This is a genomic window from Vibrio sp. 10N (assembly GCF_036245475.1).
In the GTDB taxonomy this organism is placed as follows: Bacteria; Pseudomonadota; Gammaproteobacteria; order Enterobacterales; family Vibrionaceae; genus Vibrio.
Map to the genome: position 1 here is coordinate 1,815,416 of NZ_BTPM01000001.1, position 18,965 is coordinate 1,834,380.

The 18,965-nt window shown below is 45.6% G+C and carries 16 protein-coding genes; 9 read left to right on the forward strand and 7 right to left on the reverse strand.

The features are described 5' to 3' along the window. The first annotated feature begins 252 nt into the window (after positions 1-252). The 3 genes from AAA946_RS08355 (at position 253) to AAA946_RS08365 (ending at position 5,634) form a co-directional block, all read left to right on the forward strand. On the forward strand, positions 253-885 hold the full coding sequence (locus AAA946_RS08355) for a DUF2760 domain-containing protein (RefSeq protein WP_338164443.1): 633 nt from the start codon (positions 253-255) through the stop codon (positions 883-885). Further along, positions 885-2,747, forward strand: a complete 1,863-nt coding sequence (locus tag AAA946_RS08360; protein WP_445206067.1) for an Hsp70 family protein — start codon at positions 885-887, stop codon at positions 2,745-2,747. The genes AAA946_RS08355 and AAA946_RS08360 overlap by 1 nt, the downstream gene beginning before the upstream one ends. Before the next feature lie 88 nt (positions 2,748-2,835). Beyond that, positions 2,836-5,634 (forward strand): Hsp70 family protein, encoded by a 2,799-nt coding sequence (locus AAA946_RS08365; protein WP_338164445.1) that lies wholly within the window; start codon positions 2,836-2,838, stop codon positions 5,632-5,634. Positions 5,635-6,069: 435 nt separating this feature from the next. On the opposite strand, the gene AAA946_RS08370 is transcribed toward AAA946_RS08365, so the two are convergent. Both AAA946_RS08370 and AAA946_RS08375 read right to left on the reverse strand, forming a co-directional pair. After that, complete coding sequence (locus AAA946_RS08370; protein ID WP_338165805.1) at positions 6,070-7,104, reverse strand: DUF2955 domain-containing protein; 1,035 nt, start codon at positions 7,102-7,104, stop codon at positions 6,070-6,072. A gap of 22 nt (positions 7,105-7,126) precedes the next feature. Then, positions 7,127-8,269, reverse strand: a complete 1,143-nt coding sequence (locus AAA946_RS08375) for an HlyD family secretion protein (RefSeq protein WP_338164446.1) — start codon at positions 8,267-8,269, stop codon at positions 7,127-7,129. Between the two features lie 226 nt (positions 8,270-8,495). On the opposite strand from AAA946_RS08375, the gene AAA946_RS08380 reads away from it, so the two are divergent. Then, positions 8,496-9,518 (forward strand): AraC family transcriptional regulator, encoded by a 1,023-nt coding sequence (locus tag AAA946_RS08380; RefSeq protein WP_338164447.1) that lies wholly within the window; start codon positions 8,496-8,498, stop codon positions 9,516-9,518. Positions 9,519-9,645: 127 nt separating this feature from the next. Then, complete coding sequence (locus AAA946_RS08385; protein WP_338164448.1) at positions 9,646-10,281, forward strand: DUF3299 domain-containing protein; 636 nt, start codon at positions 9,646-9,648, stop codon at positions 10,279-10,281. 51 nt (positions 10,282-10,332) lie between these two features. Here AAA946_RS08385 and AAA946_RS08390 read toward each other — a convergent pair whose 3' ends face one another. From AAA946_RS08390 to AAA946_RS08410, 5 genes are all read right to left on the reverse strand, one after another. Continuing rightward, positions 10,333-11,385 carry a hypothetical protein gene (locus tag AAA946_RS08390; protein WP_338164449.1) on the reverse strand — a complete coding sequence of 351 codons (1,053 nt, stop codon included), beginning with the start codon at positions 11,383-11,385 and terminating at the stop codon, positions 10,333-10,335. Positions 11,386-11,439: 54 nt separating this feature from the next. Next, the gene (locus AAA946_RS08395; RefSeq protein WP_338164450.1) at positions 11,440-12,234 is read right to left on the reverse strand and encodes a PhzF family phenazine biosynthesis protein; all 795 of its coding nucleotides are present in this window, start codon (positions 12,232-12,234) and stop codon (positions 11,440-11,442) included. Between the two features lie 44 nt (positions 12,235-12,278). After that, positions 12,279-12,953: a YoaK family protein gene (locus tag AAA946_RS08400; RefSeq protein ID WP_338164451.1), complete on the reverse strand. Its 675-nt coding sequence runs from the start codon at positions 12,951-12,953 to the stop codon at positions 12,279-12,281. Between the two features lie 91 nt (positions 12,954-13,044). Beyond that, positions 13,045-13,536, reverse strand: coding sequence for a GNAT family N-acetyltransferase (locus AAA946_RS08405; protein WP_338164452.1), 492 nt, complete (start codon positions 13,534-13,536; stop codon positions 13,045-13,047). Further along, on the reverse strand, positions 13,533-14,126 hold the full coding sequence (locus AAA946_RS08410; RefSeq protein ID WP_338164453.1) for a DJ-1/PfpI family protein: 594 nt from the start codon (positions 14,124-14,126) through the stop codon (positions 13,533-13,535). Before AAA946_RS08410 ends, AAA946_RS08405 begins: the two co-directional genes overlap by 4 nt. 243 nt (positions 14,127-14,369) lie before the next feature. Between AAA946_RS08410 and AAA946_RS08415 the strand changes: the two genes are divergently transcribed. From AAA946_RS08415 to aspT, 4 genes are all read left to right on the forward strand, one after another. Beyond that, the gene (locus AAA946_RS08415) at positions 14,370-14,594 is read left to right on the forward strand and encodes a DUF1656 domain-containing protein (protein WP_042472885.1); all 225 of its coding nucleotides are present in this window, start codon (positions 14,370-14,372) and stop codon (positions 14,592-14,594) included. 19 nt (positions 14,595-14,613) lie between these two features. Further along, a complete protein-coding gene (locus AAA946_RS08420) occupies positions 14,614-15,489 on the forward strand; it encodes an HlyD family secretion protein (RefSeq protein ID WP_338164454.1) in 876 nt (291 codons plus the stop codon). A 3-nt stretch (positions 15,490-15,492) separates the two neighbouring features. Then, positions 15,493-16,857 (forward strand): FUSC family protein, encoded by a 1,365-nt coding sequence (locus AAA946_RS08425; RefSeq protein WP_338164455.1) that lies wholly within the window; start codon positions 15,493-15,495, stop codon positions 16,855-16,857. Positions 16,858-17,192: 335 nt separating this feature from the next. Further along, positions 17,193-18,908, forward strand: a complete 1,716-nt coding sequence (gene aspT, locus AAA946_RS08430) for an aspartate-alanine antiporter (protein WP_338164456.1) — start codon at positions 17,193-17,195, stop codon at positions 18,906-18,908. The last annotated feature ends 57 nt before the right edge of the window (positions 18,909-18,965 follow it).

The following is an 18,965-nucleotide window of genomic DNA, read 5'->3' on the forward strand; positions in this document are numbered from 1 at the left end:
AAATATTGTCAATTTCTTATTTTAATGTTAGCCAATTGATTCTACACACCCATCATTTTGTAAGAAGTTGTCACTTCGATTTATAAAACACAGATCACTATATTTCAGAAAAACACCATTATCTGCTGATTTAACATCCAAAAAACTCACTTTGTAATGACAAATCTGCGAAAGCGTCGCGCTAAGAGCCTTGATTATGCTAGACTTCGCCCCAAAATTAACGACTAATGACTGACACATAGAGAATCCCCTATGAACTTCGACCTAAATGTTATCCCAACGACTTTCGACATGCTGCACGCTGGCCTTGCTGCTTCAAGCGTTTTACTACTCGCGATTGCCGTTTCTCGTAAGTGCAAAGTTGTCGAGAAAGTAGTAGAAAAACCAGTAGAGAAGATTGTCGAAGTTGAAAAGCCAGTAGAAAAAATCGTAGAAGTTGAAAAAGTAGTAGAAGTTGAAAAAGTGATTGAGAAAGTGGTCGAAGTGGAGTCGAAACTGGCTACTGCGTCTACTGACTCTGCAATGCAATTGCTGTCACTAATGCAGCAAGAAGCGCGCATGGTCGACTTCCTTCAAGAAGACCTTACTTCATTCTCAGACGAAGAAGTGGGTGCAGCTGCACGTGTGGTTCACTCAGGCGGTAAAAAAGTCATCTCTGAGTACTTCGAGTTAAGCCCAATTCGTAATGAAGAAGAAGAAACTCGAATTACAATTGAGGAAGGCTTCGATCCGCAATCAGTTCGCCTAACCGGCAACGTAACTGGCAACGCCCCATTCAACGGCACGCTCGTTCACAAAGGCTGGAAAGCGGATAAAGTGACTTTGCCTAAGCTGTCTGAAAACTACAACGCATCAATCATCGCACCTGCAGAGGTAGAGCTATAATGGAACCTTCAGTGCAAACTCAAGAACAAAAGATTGCTCAATACAGTGTTGGTATCGACTTAGGTACCACCCACTGTGTTATGTCGTTCATCGACACTCAAAATGAAGACGCGCAAGTTGAAGTCGTGTCTATCCCCCAGTTAACCGCGCCTGGTACCGTAGAATCATACAAACAACTGGGTTCGTTTTTGTATCAACCGCATGAACACGAAATGGGTCAAGGCTCTCGAACTCTCCCATGGACGAGTGAACCAAAAGCTCTAGTGGGTGCGGTAGCGCGTAATCTAGGTTCAAAGACGCCAATTCGTCTTGTCGCTAGTGCTAAGTCTTGGCTATGCCATGGTGGTGTTAACCGTCGTGATAGCTTCCTACCTCAAGGTAGTCCTGAAGAAGTCACCAAGGTCTCTCCGCTTCGCGCGACTGAGCTTTACCTTGAGCACTTAAAAGATGCATGGAACCACATGCACCCTGAGCACAGCTTGGAAGATCAAGATGTCACGATTACAGTACCGGCCTCTTTTGATCCTGCAGCGCGCGACCTAACAGCAGAAGCGGCCCGTAACATTGGTCTTGTTCACCTTACGCTACTGGAAGAGCCACAAGCCGCTCTCTATAGCTGGATTGACAACAGCAATGACAAATGGCGCGATGAAGTGAACGTTGGCGATGTCGTGTTGGTTGTCGATGTCGGCGGTGGTACCACTGACCTTTCTCTTGTCGCTGTGACTGAGCAAGATGGTAACCTCAACCTAGAACGTGTTGCTGTAGGTGAGCACATCCTGCTTGGTGGCGACAACATGGATCTCGCGCTTGCTTACCGTCTAAAAATGAAACTGGCGCAAGATGGCAAAGAGCTTCAGCCATGGCAAGTTCAAGCTATGACACATGCTTGCCGTGATGCGAAAGAAGCTCTACTGAACGATGCTGAACTTCAATCAGTGCCAATCGTAGTACCAAGTCGTGGCTCGAAACTGTTAGGTTCGACCTTAAAAACAGAACTGACCCAACAAGAAGTGCAACAAACGCTGGTTGATGGTTTCTTCCCTCAAGTGAGTGTGAATGAACATCCCGTGCAACGCGCGCGTGGTGCACTGACTCAAATGGGTCTGCCATACGCTCAAGATGCTGCTATTACTCGCCATATTGCCGCATTCCTAAGCCGTCAAAGTAGCGCTGCAGATACCGCATTTGCCGGTATGCCTGGCATGGAAGCGCCTGCTGAGTTTATCAAACCAACTGCGTTACTGTTTAACGGCGGTGTTTTGAAATCAAAGCTACTTTCTGAGCGCCTGTTCAATACCATCAACGCATGGTTAGAAACGGCAAATGCAGACAAAGCAAAAATGCTCTCTGGACTCGACCTTGATCTCGCAGTCGCAAGTGGTGCGGCATACTACGGCAGCGTCCGTCGTGGACAAGGCGTACGTATTCGTGGCGGTATTGCTTCAAGCTACTACATCGGTATCGAAAGTGCCATGCCTGCCATTCCTGGTATGGCTCCTCCAATGGAAGCACTGTGTGTCGCGCCGTTTGGTATGGAAGAAGGCAGTAGTGTCCAGGTTCCAAGCCAAGAGTTTGGTCTCGTTATCGGTCAGCCAGTGCACTTCCAATTCTTTGGTTCGACTACGCGCCGTGAAGATGAAGCGGGTGTTCACCTAGATTACTGGAAACCGGAAGAGCTAGAAGAGCTTCCAGAAATTCAAGTAACACTGCCAGTTTCTGAAGGCCGTAGCATCGGAGACGTAGTGCCAGTTACGCTGTCATCACGCGTTACAGAACTTGGTACACTTTACCTAGAAGCCATTGCAGCAGACAACGGTCAAAAGTGGCATGTAGAGTTCGACGTTCGCGAAGACGTGTAATCACAAAACTAAACGGCACCTCTGGTGCCGTTTTTTATCTCCAATATCTGCGCTATTAGCTTTATAAGTATTCTAAATGGAGCGTGTTATGGCATCCGCACAATATCTGGTCGGCATTGATTTAGGTACAACCAACACGGTTGTCGCATTCTGTGAAATTCAAGACGATCTCTCAAACTCCCCTATTGAACTGTTCGAAATCGACCAATTGGTAGGCCCTGGCGAAGTGGTTCGTAAACCTCTTCTGCCCTCTTTTCGCTATCACCCAGCCAAACAGCAAGTTTCCGAAGCTGACTTAACCCTCCCTTGGGAGCATCAACCTGTAGCCGGCGATATCAATAACATTATCGTTGGTGAGTGGGCTCGTGAGCTCGGCGCTAAAGTCGAAGGTCGACAAGTCTCCAGTGCAAAAAGTTGGCTATCACACACAGCTGTGGACAGAGAAGATGACATTCTCCCTTGGGCTGGAGCTCAAGATGTAGAGAAAGTGTCGCCAGTCATTGCCAGCGCAAGCTATTTGAATCATATCCGCCAAGCTTGGAACCACAGACACCATTACAACAAGTTAGAAGACCAAGATGTTGTCATTACAGTTCCCGCTTCTTTTGATGAAACAGCTCGTAAACTGACGCTGCAAGCGGCGAAGCTTGCTGGGTTGCCAAAGGTTCATCTACTAGAAGAGCCACAAGCCGTATGTTACGACTGGTACGCACGCCATAAAGAAAGCGCATCGCAAGAACTTGCTCAAGTACCTCTTATACTCGTATGTGATGTGGGTGGCGGTACCACTGACCTTAGCCTTATAGAAGCTAAACACCATGACGACGAGCTAGAGCTTAACCGAATTGGCGTTGGTGAACACCTAATGCTGGGTGGCGATAACTTGGATTTGGCACTCGCCCACATGGCTGAACAGCGGTTCAACGAGTCGAAAAAACTCAATGCCGCAAGCCTCACTAAGCTTATTCAACAGACTCGCAAAGCAAAAGAGGCGTTGCTTTCTTCTCATGCCCCCGAAGAAATGAAGATCACTATGCTCGGCAGTGGCTCTCGTCTAATTGGCGGAACCAAGAGCGTGGCACTCAGTCAACAAGAGGTTCATCAGATCGCTCTTGAAGGTTTTTTCCCTAAAACAGATTTTGGTACTCGACCAGACAAGAAACGCAGCGCCGTGGTTGAGTTTGGCCTGCCATACGTGGCCGACCCTGCCGTTAGTAAGCATGTTTCCGAGTTTCTTCACCTTCACCAAGAAGTGGCGAAGGAAGCGCTTGGAAGCGACGCAGAGCCCGCAATCCCAGTCGGTTTACTGCTAAACGGTGGCGTTTTTAACAGTGATTTAGTCACTCGCCGTCTCGTTGATATTGTCGAAAACTGGAAAGGTGCGCCAATATCACTACTTTCCAATCCTCATCCGGATTGGTCTGTCGCACTTGGTGCTGTGGCGTTCGCTAAGGCGAGACGCGGCGCGCAGCTTAAAATTGGTGGTGGTAGTGCCCGCTCCTATTTCTTGCACCTCCAAGAAAAAAACAAGCTTGGTCAAGCGCTGTGTTTATTAGCGAAAGGAACCGATGAAGGCCAAGAGATACGACTTACCGGCCGTCGCTTCGCACTTACTTTAGGCGAACCAGTAAGGTTCAATCTGCTCACCTCGACTCATGACACCTTTGGTGACAATCACAAAGTTCAAAATGGCTTGATGGTCAGCATCGATCCTGACCAATTTAACCCGCTACCACCTTACATTAGTACGTTACAAGGTAACGAAGCCCAGCTCCAAGCTAATCAAAAAGAGCGTGTTGAAGTTCAATTGGCCTGTCAGCTCACTGAAGTTGGTACTTTGAAAGTCGAATGCGTCAGTACAAACAACGAATCTCAGCGTTGGGAGCTCGAATTCGAAGTACGTAACCAGCAGACACATCAAGAAACGATAAAGGCTCACCCTGGGCTCGAACCAAGTAAAGCGCTGGTCTCTCGCTTGTACAGTGGCAATAAAAACAGCGCTGATAGTAAAGAAATCAAATTGCTTTCCAAAACGCTAGAGAAAAACTTAGGCAAAAAAGACGAATGGGATTTTCATACTCTTCGTTCGCTAGTTGACAGCTTCTCCTTGGGTCGCAAGCGCCGCCGACGCTCCGAACTGCATGAAAAGAACTGGCTACGTTTAACCGGTTTCTGTATGCGTCCCGGCTTCGGTGATGCCACGGACTCTTGGCGCATGGAGCAATTATGGGGCTTATATCAGCAAGGGATTCAGTTCCAAAACTCACAAGGTTGGAGCGACTGGTGGACGTTCTGGCGTCGAGTTTCTGGCGGTCTAAATGAAGAACAACAAGAAGTGATTCTTGGTGACATTGCTAAATACCTACACCCAGGAGCCATGAAAAACGCCAACACCTTCCAAGGCGCGAAAGACAAAGGCTATGAGGCCATGGTTAGACTTTCAGCAAGCCTGGAAAACCTGTATGTTGACGATAAGGTGCTGTTGGCCAACTGGTATTTAAGCAAAGCCATCAACCAGTCACAGTTTGAACAAGCGCACTGGTGGGCGCTAGGTCGATTAGCCTCCCGTACGCCACTTTACGGAAGCCAGCATAACGTTATCCCTCGGGAACAAATCGAGCAATGGCTACCTAAACTGCTTGAGCAGAATTGGCAAAAAGAGCCTATGTCGGCCTTTGCATGTGTATTGATGTGCAGAAAAACAGGGGATCGCTCACTGGATATCTCTGATGACTATCGAGCGCAAGTAATTACCAAGCTGAAGTCATCCAAAACGCCATCTAGTTGGCTCGACTTGGTCGAAGAAGTCAAAACGCTATCTGACTCTGACTCAAAGAAATTATTTGGCGAGGCCCTTCCAGCGGGCCTTCACCTGCTCAAAGAATAGCGGTTATGCTTAAGCTTTGGTCAGTTGGATTAGGAATAACTGATATTCCAAGTAAGTCGTAGCGCTGCGGTGTACATTTTCGGCCTAAAGATATTTATAAATTAGGCAGGCTGCCAAATGAAGAAAATCGTCGTCGAGTTTCAACCGTTAGGCATAGGCGACTGGGTACGAATCGAAGTCACCGTAGAAGTGGCGCGAGTTCTTGCCAAAGAGTATACAGAGTACGGATGGCCGGTAAGGGTATATAGTTATCTGTACGAAGGAAGTCAAAACGAGCTCGGTTGAGCTCGTTTTTTTATTTGTTACAACCTCTTGCCTACTTTCTCAGTCAATAATATTCAGAACAACACAGGTTCCACTGCGTTAGATGTAACACAACAAGGTCCAATGATTGGCTGGGCATTCAACTTCTAAGTCTTATCGTGGCCAACCTGTTTACGGCGATTTCATCATTTGCCCATTGAATTTAAGGATTTTCCACTGCCGGGTCTCAATAAAAAATGCCGCGACAATCATGTAAACGGCGACTAGAACAAGTAAGCCCAAACGTATCCACATCTTCTCGTCAATGACACCAGAGCTCATCAACGTCGTACCAATCAACACCAGCGCGGTATTCAATGCCGTCGCATAGACGGGCGCTTTTTCCGATTCGGTGTACATTTTTCGGCCTAAAACGACCGCCAGTAAAGTAATGAACAAAGTGTAAAACATGATATTGGGTACCAGCGCCAAAAAGCCAAACACAATAAGGGCGATCACTCCGCCAATCGCATTGCTTATCAGTAAAAATAGGCTCAACTTAATCGACTTCTCCCCCGTTATCATTAAGGACAGCAAGGCAATAAATATCATGGACAACAGCGCTTCCGAAATCTGGAATACAAAAAACACGCACACCACCGGAAACGCGATGATCAACGCTCTCATTGCTGAGAACCAGCGGAATTCGTCGGAAAGTTCTACCGCTTTATGACTCTGATAGTGATGTTCTTTCTCGGGCATATAGATATGCAAAACCGCAAAAATCGCTACCGAAATCGCACCAGATAAGCTTAATCCAACTGCGAGAAATATTGTCGTTCCCGTGCTTTGGATTGCCATAAACGGCAGCATCAAACTCGACATCAATAGAATGGTCGCAAACAAATTCCATTTAGGGTCTAAAAATAAGTAATAGCCCACCACCATCAAACCCGCTACGCTCAATAGCATCGGGACTGGGTACTGAGCAAATCCAACACTGAGTGCGACGCCAATCGCTACGGTTACGATCATGGCGAGTAACAGCTCGTAGACAATATCGATATGCAGTACACGTTTTTCAAACAAGAACTTTGCCGTAAAAATCGGCGCAACAAATGCCAAAGGCCAATCTATCCAAGCAGCCAAAAAGGTGGCAATCGCAACACCGAGAGTAAAGCGCAAAATACGCGTTTGAATGACGTCGGATAAAGGTGACATTTCAATACCCTTAGTGTCGTCAAAACGGTTATCTGACATACGACATCCAGCTCACTAAACGGATCCATGCCTTGCCAAGTAGATTGAACAATCCATTGTCACTGGTGTACACCACCACATCGGCTTGACCACCGATCCTTAAAAGCCCGGTGGTGTCTGCTGTATCAAATTCAATGCTTACTGGTAGCATTTGCGTCTGTCTCAACCAACCCGTTTGGTTGTTGGCTTGCGCAAGTTTGCCCGCTTGATTGCTTTGTCCCCAATCCACGCCCCAATCTACACTTGAAATGCGCCCTTTCACCACCTTGCCTGGTGCAAAATCTAACGCGACTTCAACCTCGTTACCTGGCTGAATATTTCCCAGACTGTTCTCGCGAAAATAAGCCTCAATCCAAATGCTGTCGGTCGAAACAAAGGTCATGATTGGCTGGCCAGCGCTGGCGTAAAACCCTTCCGAAAGACTAAAATTCGACACACCACCATTAGTTGGGGCTCGAACCACAGTCCGCTCTAAGTCTAACTGGGCTTTTTCCAACGCCAGCAAGGCCGCCTTAATTTGACTGTTTTCTTCACCCTCAGCACCCAGTTGACGATTCGCCCGCTCTAGGTCAGCTTGCGCATTTTGTACGCTGGCTCGAGCCGTAGCCAAACTCGCGCGTGCTTTATCGGCTTCTGAATCCGATACCACGCCTTTTTCTGCAAGGCCTAGTACTCGCCGAGTTTGCAACTCAACGTTGTCACGCTCTACAACCGCACTGGTTAACCGTGCCTGTGCTGAAGCGATGCTCGCGGTTTGCGCGCCCACATTTTGCCCGGCAATCTCCAGTTCTTGTTCCGCTTTTTTGACAGCAATTTCATAGTCCACAGGATTGAGTGAAACTAATACGTCACCCTCTGACACCAACTGGTTTGGTTGCACTTGGATATCGATAACTTGGCCCGATACTTGAGGTTTGATCGGCACTACATAACCTTGAACACGCGCATTATCTGTCGATGGAATGATTCTATCTGATACGATACTGAGCCCAAGGCTGACAACAATCGCGATCACTAAGCCGTTAGTAACCTTTTTTAGTTTGTTCTGTTTGGCGTCAATTTGCTCTTGTTTAGCATCACATTGTTCAGCACTATCCGATGATGGAGTTTCCGATTCTGTTTTGTCGCTCATTACGCTGCCTTAATTAACCATTTTTAGACTTTCACTTAGTTATGTATAGACTAAATAGTCGGAGATTAGAAACTAATTGCGTTATAAATTAGTGCATTAGCGTTATCAGTCATAAATTAGCTTGTCATTCTCAGACAGTAATAATGATAATTGGACTTTGATTGAAAAGTTGCCATTTTACGACACCAAGCTATGCTAAAAGCATCGTTTTTCAGGAGCCGGCTCCATGACTAAGTCTCAAGAACCAGTAAACCGCCTCATTAAATCCAGCTACGCTCGTATTTTGGTTGAACTGTTTCGCGAGTATGGTGAAGACCCACACCAAGCGATTCGTGACTCTGGTTTACCGCCCGATCTATTTGATCTCGACCAAGAATTCTTGCCTCAGGAGCCTGTTCAGCGACTGTTATATCTACTCGGAAACCAACTCGGAATGACGAACTTTGGTGACTTGGTACGTTCCGCCATTAAACAAAAATCCCTTCCCAAACTGTTAGGGCAATTTTCGGAATGCAGTACGATACGAGATGCTTTGGAACACTCTGGAGAGGTGTTTGCCTATGATGCAACCAATGTTAGGGTCGGCTTAGAAACCCACCACGGACGAACTTGGTATTGGTGTGAGAGAGACAACGATGCAAGTCAGCCGTTTATTTGGTCGGAGGTTTGGGCCGTCATGTATGGCATTGAACTGATTAGAGCCTTAAGCAAGAGCGATTGGACTCCAAAGCAGCTCAAAGTTCAAATTAACGAGATAGATGTGTACAAAGCTATTGTCAGTCAGTCGACCCAATATATTGTAAGTAACGATCGCATAGAATGGTTGATAGAAGATGAGGTGTTAAACCTCAAGCCCAACATAAGCTCGAAAGACATCGCAACTCAAACGACCTTAGTCAGCTGGCATGCTAACTTTACCGACCAGGTCTTCACCGCTCTATTGCCCTACGTGCGCGAGCATAACTTAACTCTCGATAATGCCGCCAAGCTGCTTAAACTGTCGCCACGTACACTGCAAAGACGATTGAAAAACGAACGCACCAACTTCCGTCATATCAAAGACAACCTGATTTTTACTGTTGCTGTCGAAATGATGAGTGACGAACTGTCTCTAACTCATATAGCAAACCAACTCGGTTTTTCGGACATTTCGCACTTCTCTCGCTCATTTAAGCGCATCAGTGGCCTCACACCCAAGCTCTATCAGCGGACGGTGCTAAGCCTTAATTCCAGCAATAAAGCGCCGTAACCCGCTAGAGCGAGCATTACCATCTGTTACACATCGAGAATGAAAACTATAATTTGTAGATATACACCACCGCTATAAGCTGTTAGCGTGTCGGCGGTATTAAATAGGTCGTTTATAAGAGGTAATGATGGTGCGCAAGCTTGCTTGGTTATTGGCCGTGATTTCAGTGGGCTCCCATGCCAAAGATTGGAGCTGGCAAGACCTCGCACAAGAGATTGACGCCCCCAGTTATAGCAATCACTTCAAAGACTATGATATCAAAGCCCGTTACGATTTAATGATGATCGTTGACTACCAGAACAGCCATGATGAAGAGCAACAAGCTCGCGAAGAGGACTATCGCGAAGCCTTGATGCGCTTTGCTCAAAAAGGCATTAACATTCTTGAGCTGATCGAAGACCAAAAACAGATTGACGAAGATCATTCTGACTGGAACATGAAAGTAAACAATGCACTGATCGGCCAACAAGGTAGGCTGCCTGGGTTTATTGTTCCACTCGAATTTGAAAACCTAACGGTCACCGAATTCATACTGGTACCGACAGCAGGCGCTTGCATTCACACACCCCCGCCACCAGCAAATCAAATGGTTGTTGTTAGTTTTCCAGAAGGGGTACAGTTTAAAGGACTCTACACACCAGTTTGGGTGGAAGGGACGCTTGCTCAGCAAACCCACTCCTCCAACATTGAGCTATCCGATGGTAGTACCGATGTCACCACCGCGTACACCATGGAGGCAAAATCTGTAGAGGTTTATGAGTAGCGCCCGCTAAAATCCAATCGCCCTTCTTCTTGATCTCATTGGGTATGTTTGTTACTCAGGATCCGATTTAGTGTGACGCGCACTCTGCCCTAAGCGATAGATTTTTTCCGCTCGGGTACCAAAGAACCAAAAGCTCGCCGCAAGGACAGCAAAAAACAGAGCCTTATGAGTGCCTTCCCAAAAGTACTCGACAAAACGGGTATATAAGTTGATAAAAATAAAAATCAGACCGAAACCGCGATTGAGCTCATCATCAAACTTAATTCCATGATACAGAGCGGCAAGAGATGCGATAAGCAACAGTACCGACCAATGTATTAGCGAAAACTGACTCACATCTCCCCACTGTGCGAAGTCGGCATAATTGCCAAAGATCGACACAACCCAGAGCGACAAGAAGAACAGGATTAACCCAAATGCCCGGGTAGTGAGCGAGAAATCTTCGAACTGAGGCCATTTTTTCTGGGTCCCCATTCCTATCGCTACCAAAAGGCCACTATATAGCACAAATCGCAGTGGCAACGTCATTCCCAAGAAATACCCAGACTCATCCCATTGGTAAGTCTCAATACCAAACCAGATTGACAAACTCAATAACGCACAGGCCCACACCAACAACGACGGAATCCAAAAGCCAAGCAGTCCATATACGATTGAGGCAAGCAAGATGAGTTTGGTCAAGCTGTCTGTTTCGATAACCTGACCAATAAAATAGATCGAAATTGCGGTACTAATGATCCCGAGTACAAACAGGGCTTCGTTACTGAATGTTTTATCCGGTGCACTACTTTTTCTGCGAACACCATACAAGTAAAAGCCCGCAGCCACGGCTGCAAAAAAAGCACTTTTCGCGATATCGGGCGCACTGAAGATCTGTTCGACCAGCTCAATTAACCACTTATCTAACAATATCGACAACACCGAAAGCACAATACACAGAATGGCGACCCAAAATGAATATTTAGCGATCATTGACCAATCGATACTGGCAACCTCATAGCTGCTTTTAAGTTTGTTATGATCATCTTGGCTGATCATGCCCTCTTCAAACCACTGATCGAGGGCACTATTGACAACGCGACTTTCTCGTTTTGACAGCTTCATCGCTATACACTTCCGTTCGGTTACTTGAGATGAACCCAAAAATTTTGCGTCACACTATACAAATAGTTGAGACTTCGCAAACAATACCGCGTCTCCGGATATCAAGACTTTGTCATGTTTTAGTAAGCCGTATAAAACCCCTGTACGTTCAGACGCTTGGAGTGCTGTTAATGAAGCCTTGTTCAATCTGTTACCCCAGTATGGCATGAGTCCTGCGTGAATAGAACCGGTCACCGGATCTTCATCACCACCATTTGCTGGCCAGAAATATCGAGAGACAAAATCAAACTGTTCATCATCACTTAATGCGGTGGCCACCACATCATAAGGCGCTAATTTCTTTAGCTGATCATTATCGGTTGTCAGAGCACGTACAGCACTCGCTTCTTCGTATATAGCAAAATAGGCTTGTTCGTTTCGCAATATCTCGACGGGCTGAATCGACAACCCTTCAATAAGATGTTTAGGTGCATCACTCACAGAGATTGGAGCGCGATTAGGAAACGTCATTTCGATGCGCCCCTGTTCGCCTTTTGTTACCAGTAGATCACCCACTTTTTCAGTTGAAAACGTAAGCGTACCAGAGAGGCCTAGTTGCTCGAACAGCACGAAAGCCGATGCCAAAGTAGCATGACCGCAAAAGTCGATTTCCATGATGGGTGAAAACCAGCGAATAAAGTAGTGGTTCTCGTTAAGAGGCTTTAAAAAGGCAGTCTCTGAAAGGTTGTTCTCAATTGCAACGTTCTGCATCCAAGTTTCGTCCTGGTAGTCATCAACGATGATGATAGCAGCACTATTGCCTTTAAACGGCACTTCAGTAAATGCATCGACAATCCATTGTTCAATCACAGGTATCCTTACCTCCTACTCGTCCAATATCTTTAGTGATATTGTTAATTTGCCTTGCTCGTATACGCTATTCGCTTACGATAAATTCGATAGACCAGAGCAAGTAGTATACAAACAATAGCCGGTACAACAAGCGACAAAAATGCCAAGCTTTTGAACAGTAATGCCCCCGCAATGCCACCTAAGATAAATCCAAATAAAATGGTAACGAACAGTTTTGCTTTTCGTTTATCAAACGTATCACCACGCAGCGTAGAGCCAATCATAATGCCTAAATCGGTCACAATACCAGTCACGTGAGTCGTGCGAACTACCGCACCGCTGAATGTGGTTGCAAGCGCATTTTGTAAACCACATGCTGCTGATGCAAAGTAACTGCCTGTTTGAGACCCATGAAGCAAGAAATACGTGGCAGCGAGCAAAAACAGACTCTCAATACATAGTAACCATTCATATTGACGGCCCAGTTTAAGAGATGCGTTAGAAATGAAGAGTCCAGAAATGGCAGAGCCCACCAAAAAGCTCACCACGATTGCCGATAAATGCCCTGCTGCTGACCAGTCATTGAGAAGCTGGGTGCCTAGTAACGTTGCGGTACCCGACAAATGCGAGATAGCTTGGTGCTGAAAACCCATTAATCCAATAGCGTTAACCGTACCAGCTAACAATGCCAGCACAAACGCACCAGATTCAATCCAACGCGGCAATTTTGAAATCACTTGGTCACCTTATTCGACTTACTATCTACAGACGAGAGGCTTCATATGAGAATCGACATATGACACTCTGAGGCCCGCATCATAGTCCTATCTAAGGCATTTTCTTTGATTTAAAGCACATAATGTGTTGAGGGCCAGCCTCCCCTCCAAGGTAAAGCGTTTGCGTATCCACAAAGCCACTCTTGATATAGAGCTCGTAAGCTGGCTTGTTGCGACAATTCACCGTCAAATAAAGTTCAGTACATGACTGGTTCAACCATGTAGAAAAACCTTGGGTAATCAGTTTAATCGCGGCCTTTGCCAACCCTAGTCCTTGATATCTTTGGTCAATAAAAAACGCTCGTAAACCTATAGCGCCCTTAGGGACACCATCAATGGTATTAGCATAATCTTGGTCTAGCAAAAAGAACCCCACCGCAATATCATTGGAATATATTACCCATTGAGATTCGGAAGGTTTGGCTAAACTCGCTTGGAGAATATCGGACACAACGCCAACAAATTCGACTTGGCTGCTATCTACGGATAGGTTAACCAATTCTTCCGTTGCAGGGTTGGGTGCCAGTTGTACTGTAATAGTCATAGAATCCGCCCATTTTCATTCCAATCAAATTCCATTTGTCTTGCCGTATTAAGTGCGACTTCTCGCCCTTTCAGTTTTTCAACCAACCTCAAGCTCATGTCAATACCTGCCGAAATACCGCCAGACGTAACCAAAGCACCACAATCGACCCAGCGAACTCCCTCAGAAACTTTAAGTGAAGGAAACGACGACTGCAGATCATGTAAATCTTCCCAATGTGTGGTGACGGTTTGGTTGGTCAGCACTCCTGCTTGAGCAAGCAAAAAGGCGCCTGTACACACTGAAGAGACTAGATCGGCCTCTTTGGAAACTTTCGCGATCCAGTCCATAGATTTAACATTGGTCATCTCTGGCTCATGTATACCGCCGGGGATGACTACCACATCCAACTTTGGGTGGCTGAGGATTGAGTAATCCGACTGAACATTAAAACCTCCACGGGCACTTACTTCACCATGACTGCTAGACAGTAAACTCACATTCCACTTATCTTCATCAGGCAAAAATCGATTTGCCGTAGAAAACACATCGAACGGACCTGCGAAATCCAATACCTCGACGTCTTTGTAGATATAAATTCCAATGTTCATCTCAACCGTCCTTTGTTAATACCCTGTTATCCACACTATTCAGTTCCCGCGAAAATTTCAACTTATTCGTCTCAAACTATCCTTTGTTGAACAGAGTGTTAGCTAAAACAGAGGGTACGATCCTACATAACCGATTTATTGAAAAGACACTTCCCATTTAAGCTTTACTTCATCAACGTATCAGCTCCTTCTCCGTTTCCTTTTCTGATACGAAATTACTATTTGAAAAAGGCGAATCACACTATGAATGAACTGTCGTTCAGCATGCCCCACGAGCTTGAGTTTGCCGGGATTTATTTCCCCCCTCTTCTGCTCACCTGCGCATGCGGTTATTTACTAGCCCTAATAACAAGTAAGTTCATCGTGCGCAGAAAATGGCACCGATACTTCGCAGGCTATGCGCTGGTTGAGATTGCTATTGCAGCCGTTTACGTGGTTCTGCTCAACAAATATATCGTTTGGTCGTAATTCAAAGAAAGGTTTTCCCGTGTTAAAGAAACTCATCACTACTATTGCTGTTTTGGCCATTGCTGGTTATTTCACCTTTGACAACTACGCAAGTTACATCGAGAACCCATGGACACGGGATGGTCAGGTTCGCGCTGATATTATTCAGATCACACCTCGCGTTACCGGCCCAGTAATCGAGCTCAATGTTGAAGATAACAGTCACGTCAAAAAAGGTGACTTGCTGTTTAAAATCGACCCAAGCACATTTGAGGCAGCAAAAGATCAAGCATACGCGAACCTACTTCAAGCTAAAGCGCTTCTTGAACGCGCTATTAACGAAGAGAAGCGTTCTGCAGAACTTGAACGTCGCAAACCTGGCGCAGTACCTGTTTTGACTCTCAACAACCTCGTCAACGACGTGCAGACTTCTCGCGCAAATGTAAAAGCTGCTGAAGCTGGATACGAGTCAGCGTCATTGAATCTTGATTTCACAACGGTGACTGCTCCCACTGACGGTTACATCACTAACCTCAACCTTCAAGAAGGTTCTCAGGTGGTAGCCAACCAACCGGTTGTCGCGTTAATTGATGACGACAGCTTTTGGGTAGAAGGATTTTTTGAAGAGACCGATCTTCGCCACATCCGTACTGGCTCGCTCGCTCAAGTCACGCTTATGTCTCACCCTGATCGCCCGTTGGCGGGTCATGTAAGAAGTATGGGGTATGGTATTTCCAAAGCCGATGGCAGCACCGGTTCATTTTTACTACCGAACGTTAACCCTAACTTCCAATGGATCCGTCTAGCGCAGCGTATCCCGGTACAAATCAAACTAGACAAGCCACCAGAAGACATCCAACTTATCGTCGGTGCTACGGCATCTGTTTTAGTGAGTAAACATCAACAAGCAGAGTAGAACATGAAGATTGATATGCATAATGCTCTAAAATTAGCTATTTCGGTACCGCTAGCACTCTTGCTAGCGTTATCGTTTGGTTGGGAAAAGCCCTACTGGGCCGCGACCACCGTTATCATTCTCTCTACCCACGAGTCCTTTGGTCATTCTTTGAAAACGGGGCGAGAACGTATTCTGGGGGCTGGTATTGGTGCCATTCTAGCATTCATATTGGTGTCTTTGTTTCCTCAAGACCCAGCCCTCTTTGTCACAGCCTTTGTAACAGTCGCCGCGATCCTGATCTATTTAGGTGGTTGTCTGCATCACGGTTACCTATTCAAAATGGCATTTGTCGTATGTACTCTGATTGCTTTTGTCGGCAACTTTGACAATGTCACGACATTCAATATGGCAATTACCCGAGTACAAGAGACGATTCTCGGTGTATTGGTGTCCACCTTTGTCTATAGCTTTCTATGGCCAGAAAAAACGGAAGACTTAATTTTCGAGCAGTTTTCCACTTTGGTAAAACAATACCGAAAAATTATCGTCGACTATCGATTCGACCACAGTAAGAAGCTCGAGCTCAATGCTCTTAGAGCGGACATTGAACGAGCAAAATCGCTGCTTGCGCTGCCACTCCACGGGAGTTACGACCTGAAAAGTAACATCGATAAATATCGCATCGTATTGGCGTCTTTTATCGAGTCGGCAGATAGATTAGAACAACCAAAGTTGTTTGACTTAGATTGGCACAGCCATCGATGCGCTGAGCTGGCTAATACTGTCAACAAAAACAGTATTGATGAATTAAGTCGCGACGATTTGCACACTTTATTGCTAGACTCTACATGGGATGACGAAACTCTTTATAAAGAGACTAAACGCAGTTTAACGTTATTCACTAACTATCAGCAAAGGTTAGTGGTCGTCGCTCAAAATGTTTGCGTGATCATCTCGGCGTTTCTGCTTTGGATATCTTTGGCAATTCCCGGGGGAACTATCTTCCCGATGCTTGCCTGCGTCATGGCTAATGCGATGACCTCGATGCCGAAAGCCTATATTAACAATGTCATTTTAGGATTCATTATTTTTGCAACTTTCGTCTTTCTTCAGTTTGTGTTGATTCTACCTTCACTCACGGAAGCATGGCAGATAGCCATTTTCTATTTTACTAACTTGATGGTTATGTCGATTAGTTGTGACTTCTTTAAACAACCACTGCAAAAAATGATAGGACCACAGATGCTTGTTGTTCTTACCAACGGACCACTGCATTTAACGCCTAGCTTCGATATACAAACACCGCTCATCATGGTGATTTTTGTTTTTCTATCTTTAGCGCTTGCTAAGTTCTACATAGACTTAATTCACTTAGAAAAGAGATAGATTCACTTATGTTAAAAGAAGCCTCGCTATAATAGCGAGGCTTCTTTTATTTTCGCTTATCAACCGCCAAAAATTAATTAAGAAAAAACACGGTTTATCTGAAATATCTGACGAACACCCATACTTTAAATATCAATTAGTTATGAAGAATATCATCATAAAGCCCTCTAAAAACCCTACTGGCGAGGGGTTCATCCTACAAACGTGATTTATTCATTTTATTGAATCGAATTATTATTACCACATCAAGACAACATAGCTTGATTCGCAAAGAATGCACACAACACTCACGGAAGAAAATTTATTAACTTAGTAAAATAAACCGGAGCTAGTATATGGACTTCGTTCATACATTAATTCAAAGCTCACCATTTATTGCTTTATTTATTACCCTATCATTAGGTTATTTGGTGGGTAAAATTACAATTGGACGTTTCGTTCTTGGTGGTGTCGCAGGCACACTATTAATGGGCGTATTAATTGGTCAATTTGGTGTTCATATCGACCCAGGTGTTAAGAGTATTTTCTTCGCACTATTTATTTATGCCGTAGGTTTCCAAGGCGGTCCGCAATTCTTTAGCGCACTGAACTTCAGAACCATCAACATTTTGATGTCGGCTGTTGTAATGACGGCCTCAGGCCTTCTATGTGTTCTGGCGGCAGCGTGGTTCTTCGACCTTGACCGTGGTACAGCAGCCGGTCTTGCAGCGGGTGGTCTAACTCAATCAGCAATCATCGGTACCGCTGGTGACGCAATCAGCAAGTTAGCTGGTGTGACTGAAGAAGCGAAGCACATCATGCAAACCAACGTTGCAGTAGGTTACGCGGTAACATACATCTTTGGTTCTCTAGGTCCAATTCTAATGGTGACTTGGATTATCCCAACCATGATGAAATGGGACATCCGCGGCGAAGCTATCAAACTAGCTGAGAAAATGTCAGGCGGCAAACCTGAGCTCAACCCAGGTGAGTTTAACGCGATTTCACAACTAGAGTCTCGCGCATTCCAAGTGACTAACTCTTGTAGCGTATATGGCAAAACCATCGCACAAGTAAACGAAAAACTTGTAGACGTAGCGATTGAAGTTATCGAACGAGAAGGCAAAGAAATTGAGCTAGAGAAATTCACAGCTATCAATGAAGGTGACGTTATTGTTGTCACTGGTCGTCGCAAAGCAGTGAACAAGTTCGCGAAACACCTAGGCCAAGAAGTTGTCGACCTAGACGAGAAATTCACTCTTATCGAAGAAAACCGTCAGCTAATTGCAACAGACAAAAAGCTTATTGGTAAAACGCTTAAACAGGTTAAACAAGAGTCAAATGCAGACGCTCTTCGCGGTGTTTACGTTACAGACTACATCCGTGGCGGCAACTCTATTGACGTGACTGAAAACCTTGTTGTTCAGAAAAACGACATCATTCAGTTGACAGGTAAACCAACAGACATCAACAAAGTTGAAAGCAACATTGGTAAACGCCTTGGCTCAAGTGTTGTGACTGACTACGTTATGTTCGGTCTTGGTATGGCGCTTGGTGTTCTTATCGGCATGATCAGCTTCAAGATTGCAGGCATTCCGGTCACTATCGGCTCAGGTGCTGGCTGTTTGATCTCTGGTCTAATGATGGGCTGGCTACGCAGCAAAAGACCAAGTGTGGCTTCGTTCCCTGTTGGTGCGTCGAACTTCCTTCGTGACTTCGGTCTGGCTATCTTCGTCGGTATCGTAGGTCTAGAAGCAGGTCCACAAGCAGTAAGCACAATCCAAGAACACGGCTTGTCACTTCTATTCCTAGGATTTGGTGTGACATTGATTCCTCAGTTCATCGGTTTCTTCGTGTCTTACTACGTACTGAAAATTCGCAACCCAATTGAAGGCCTAGCAGCCGTGAGTGGTGGTCGAAGCGCAAACCCAGCATTTGCTGCGCTACTAGAGAAAGCAGGTAACTCATCTCCAGTATTCGCCTTCACCGTGACTTACGCAGTAGCAAACGTACTGCTCACACTATGGGGACCAATCATCGTTGGCATCATTACTACCAATGTTCCAATGTAATCAAGCCCCAATGTAACGCATTAATCGAAATGAGCGGGAGTGTTCTGTCCCGCCTTT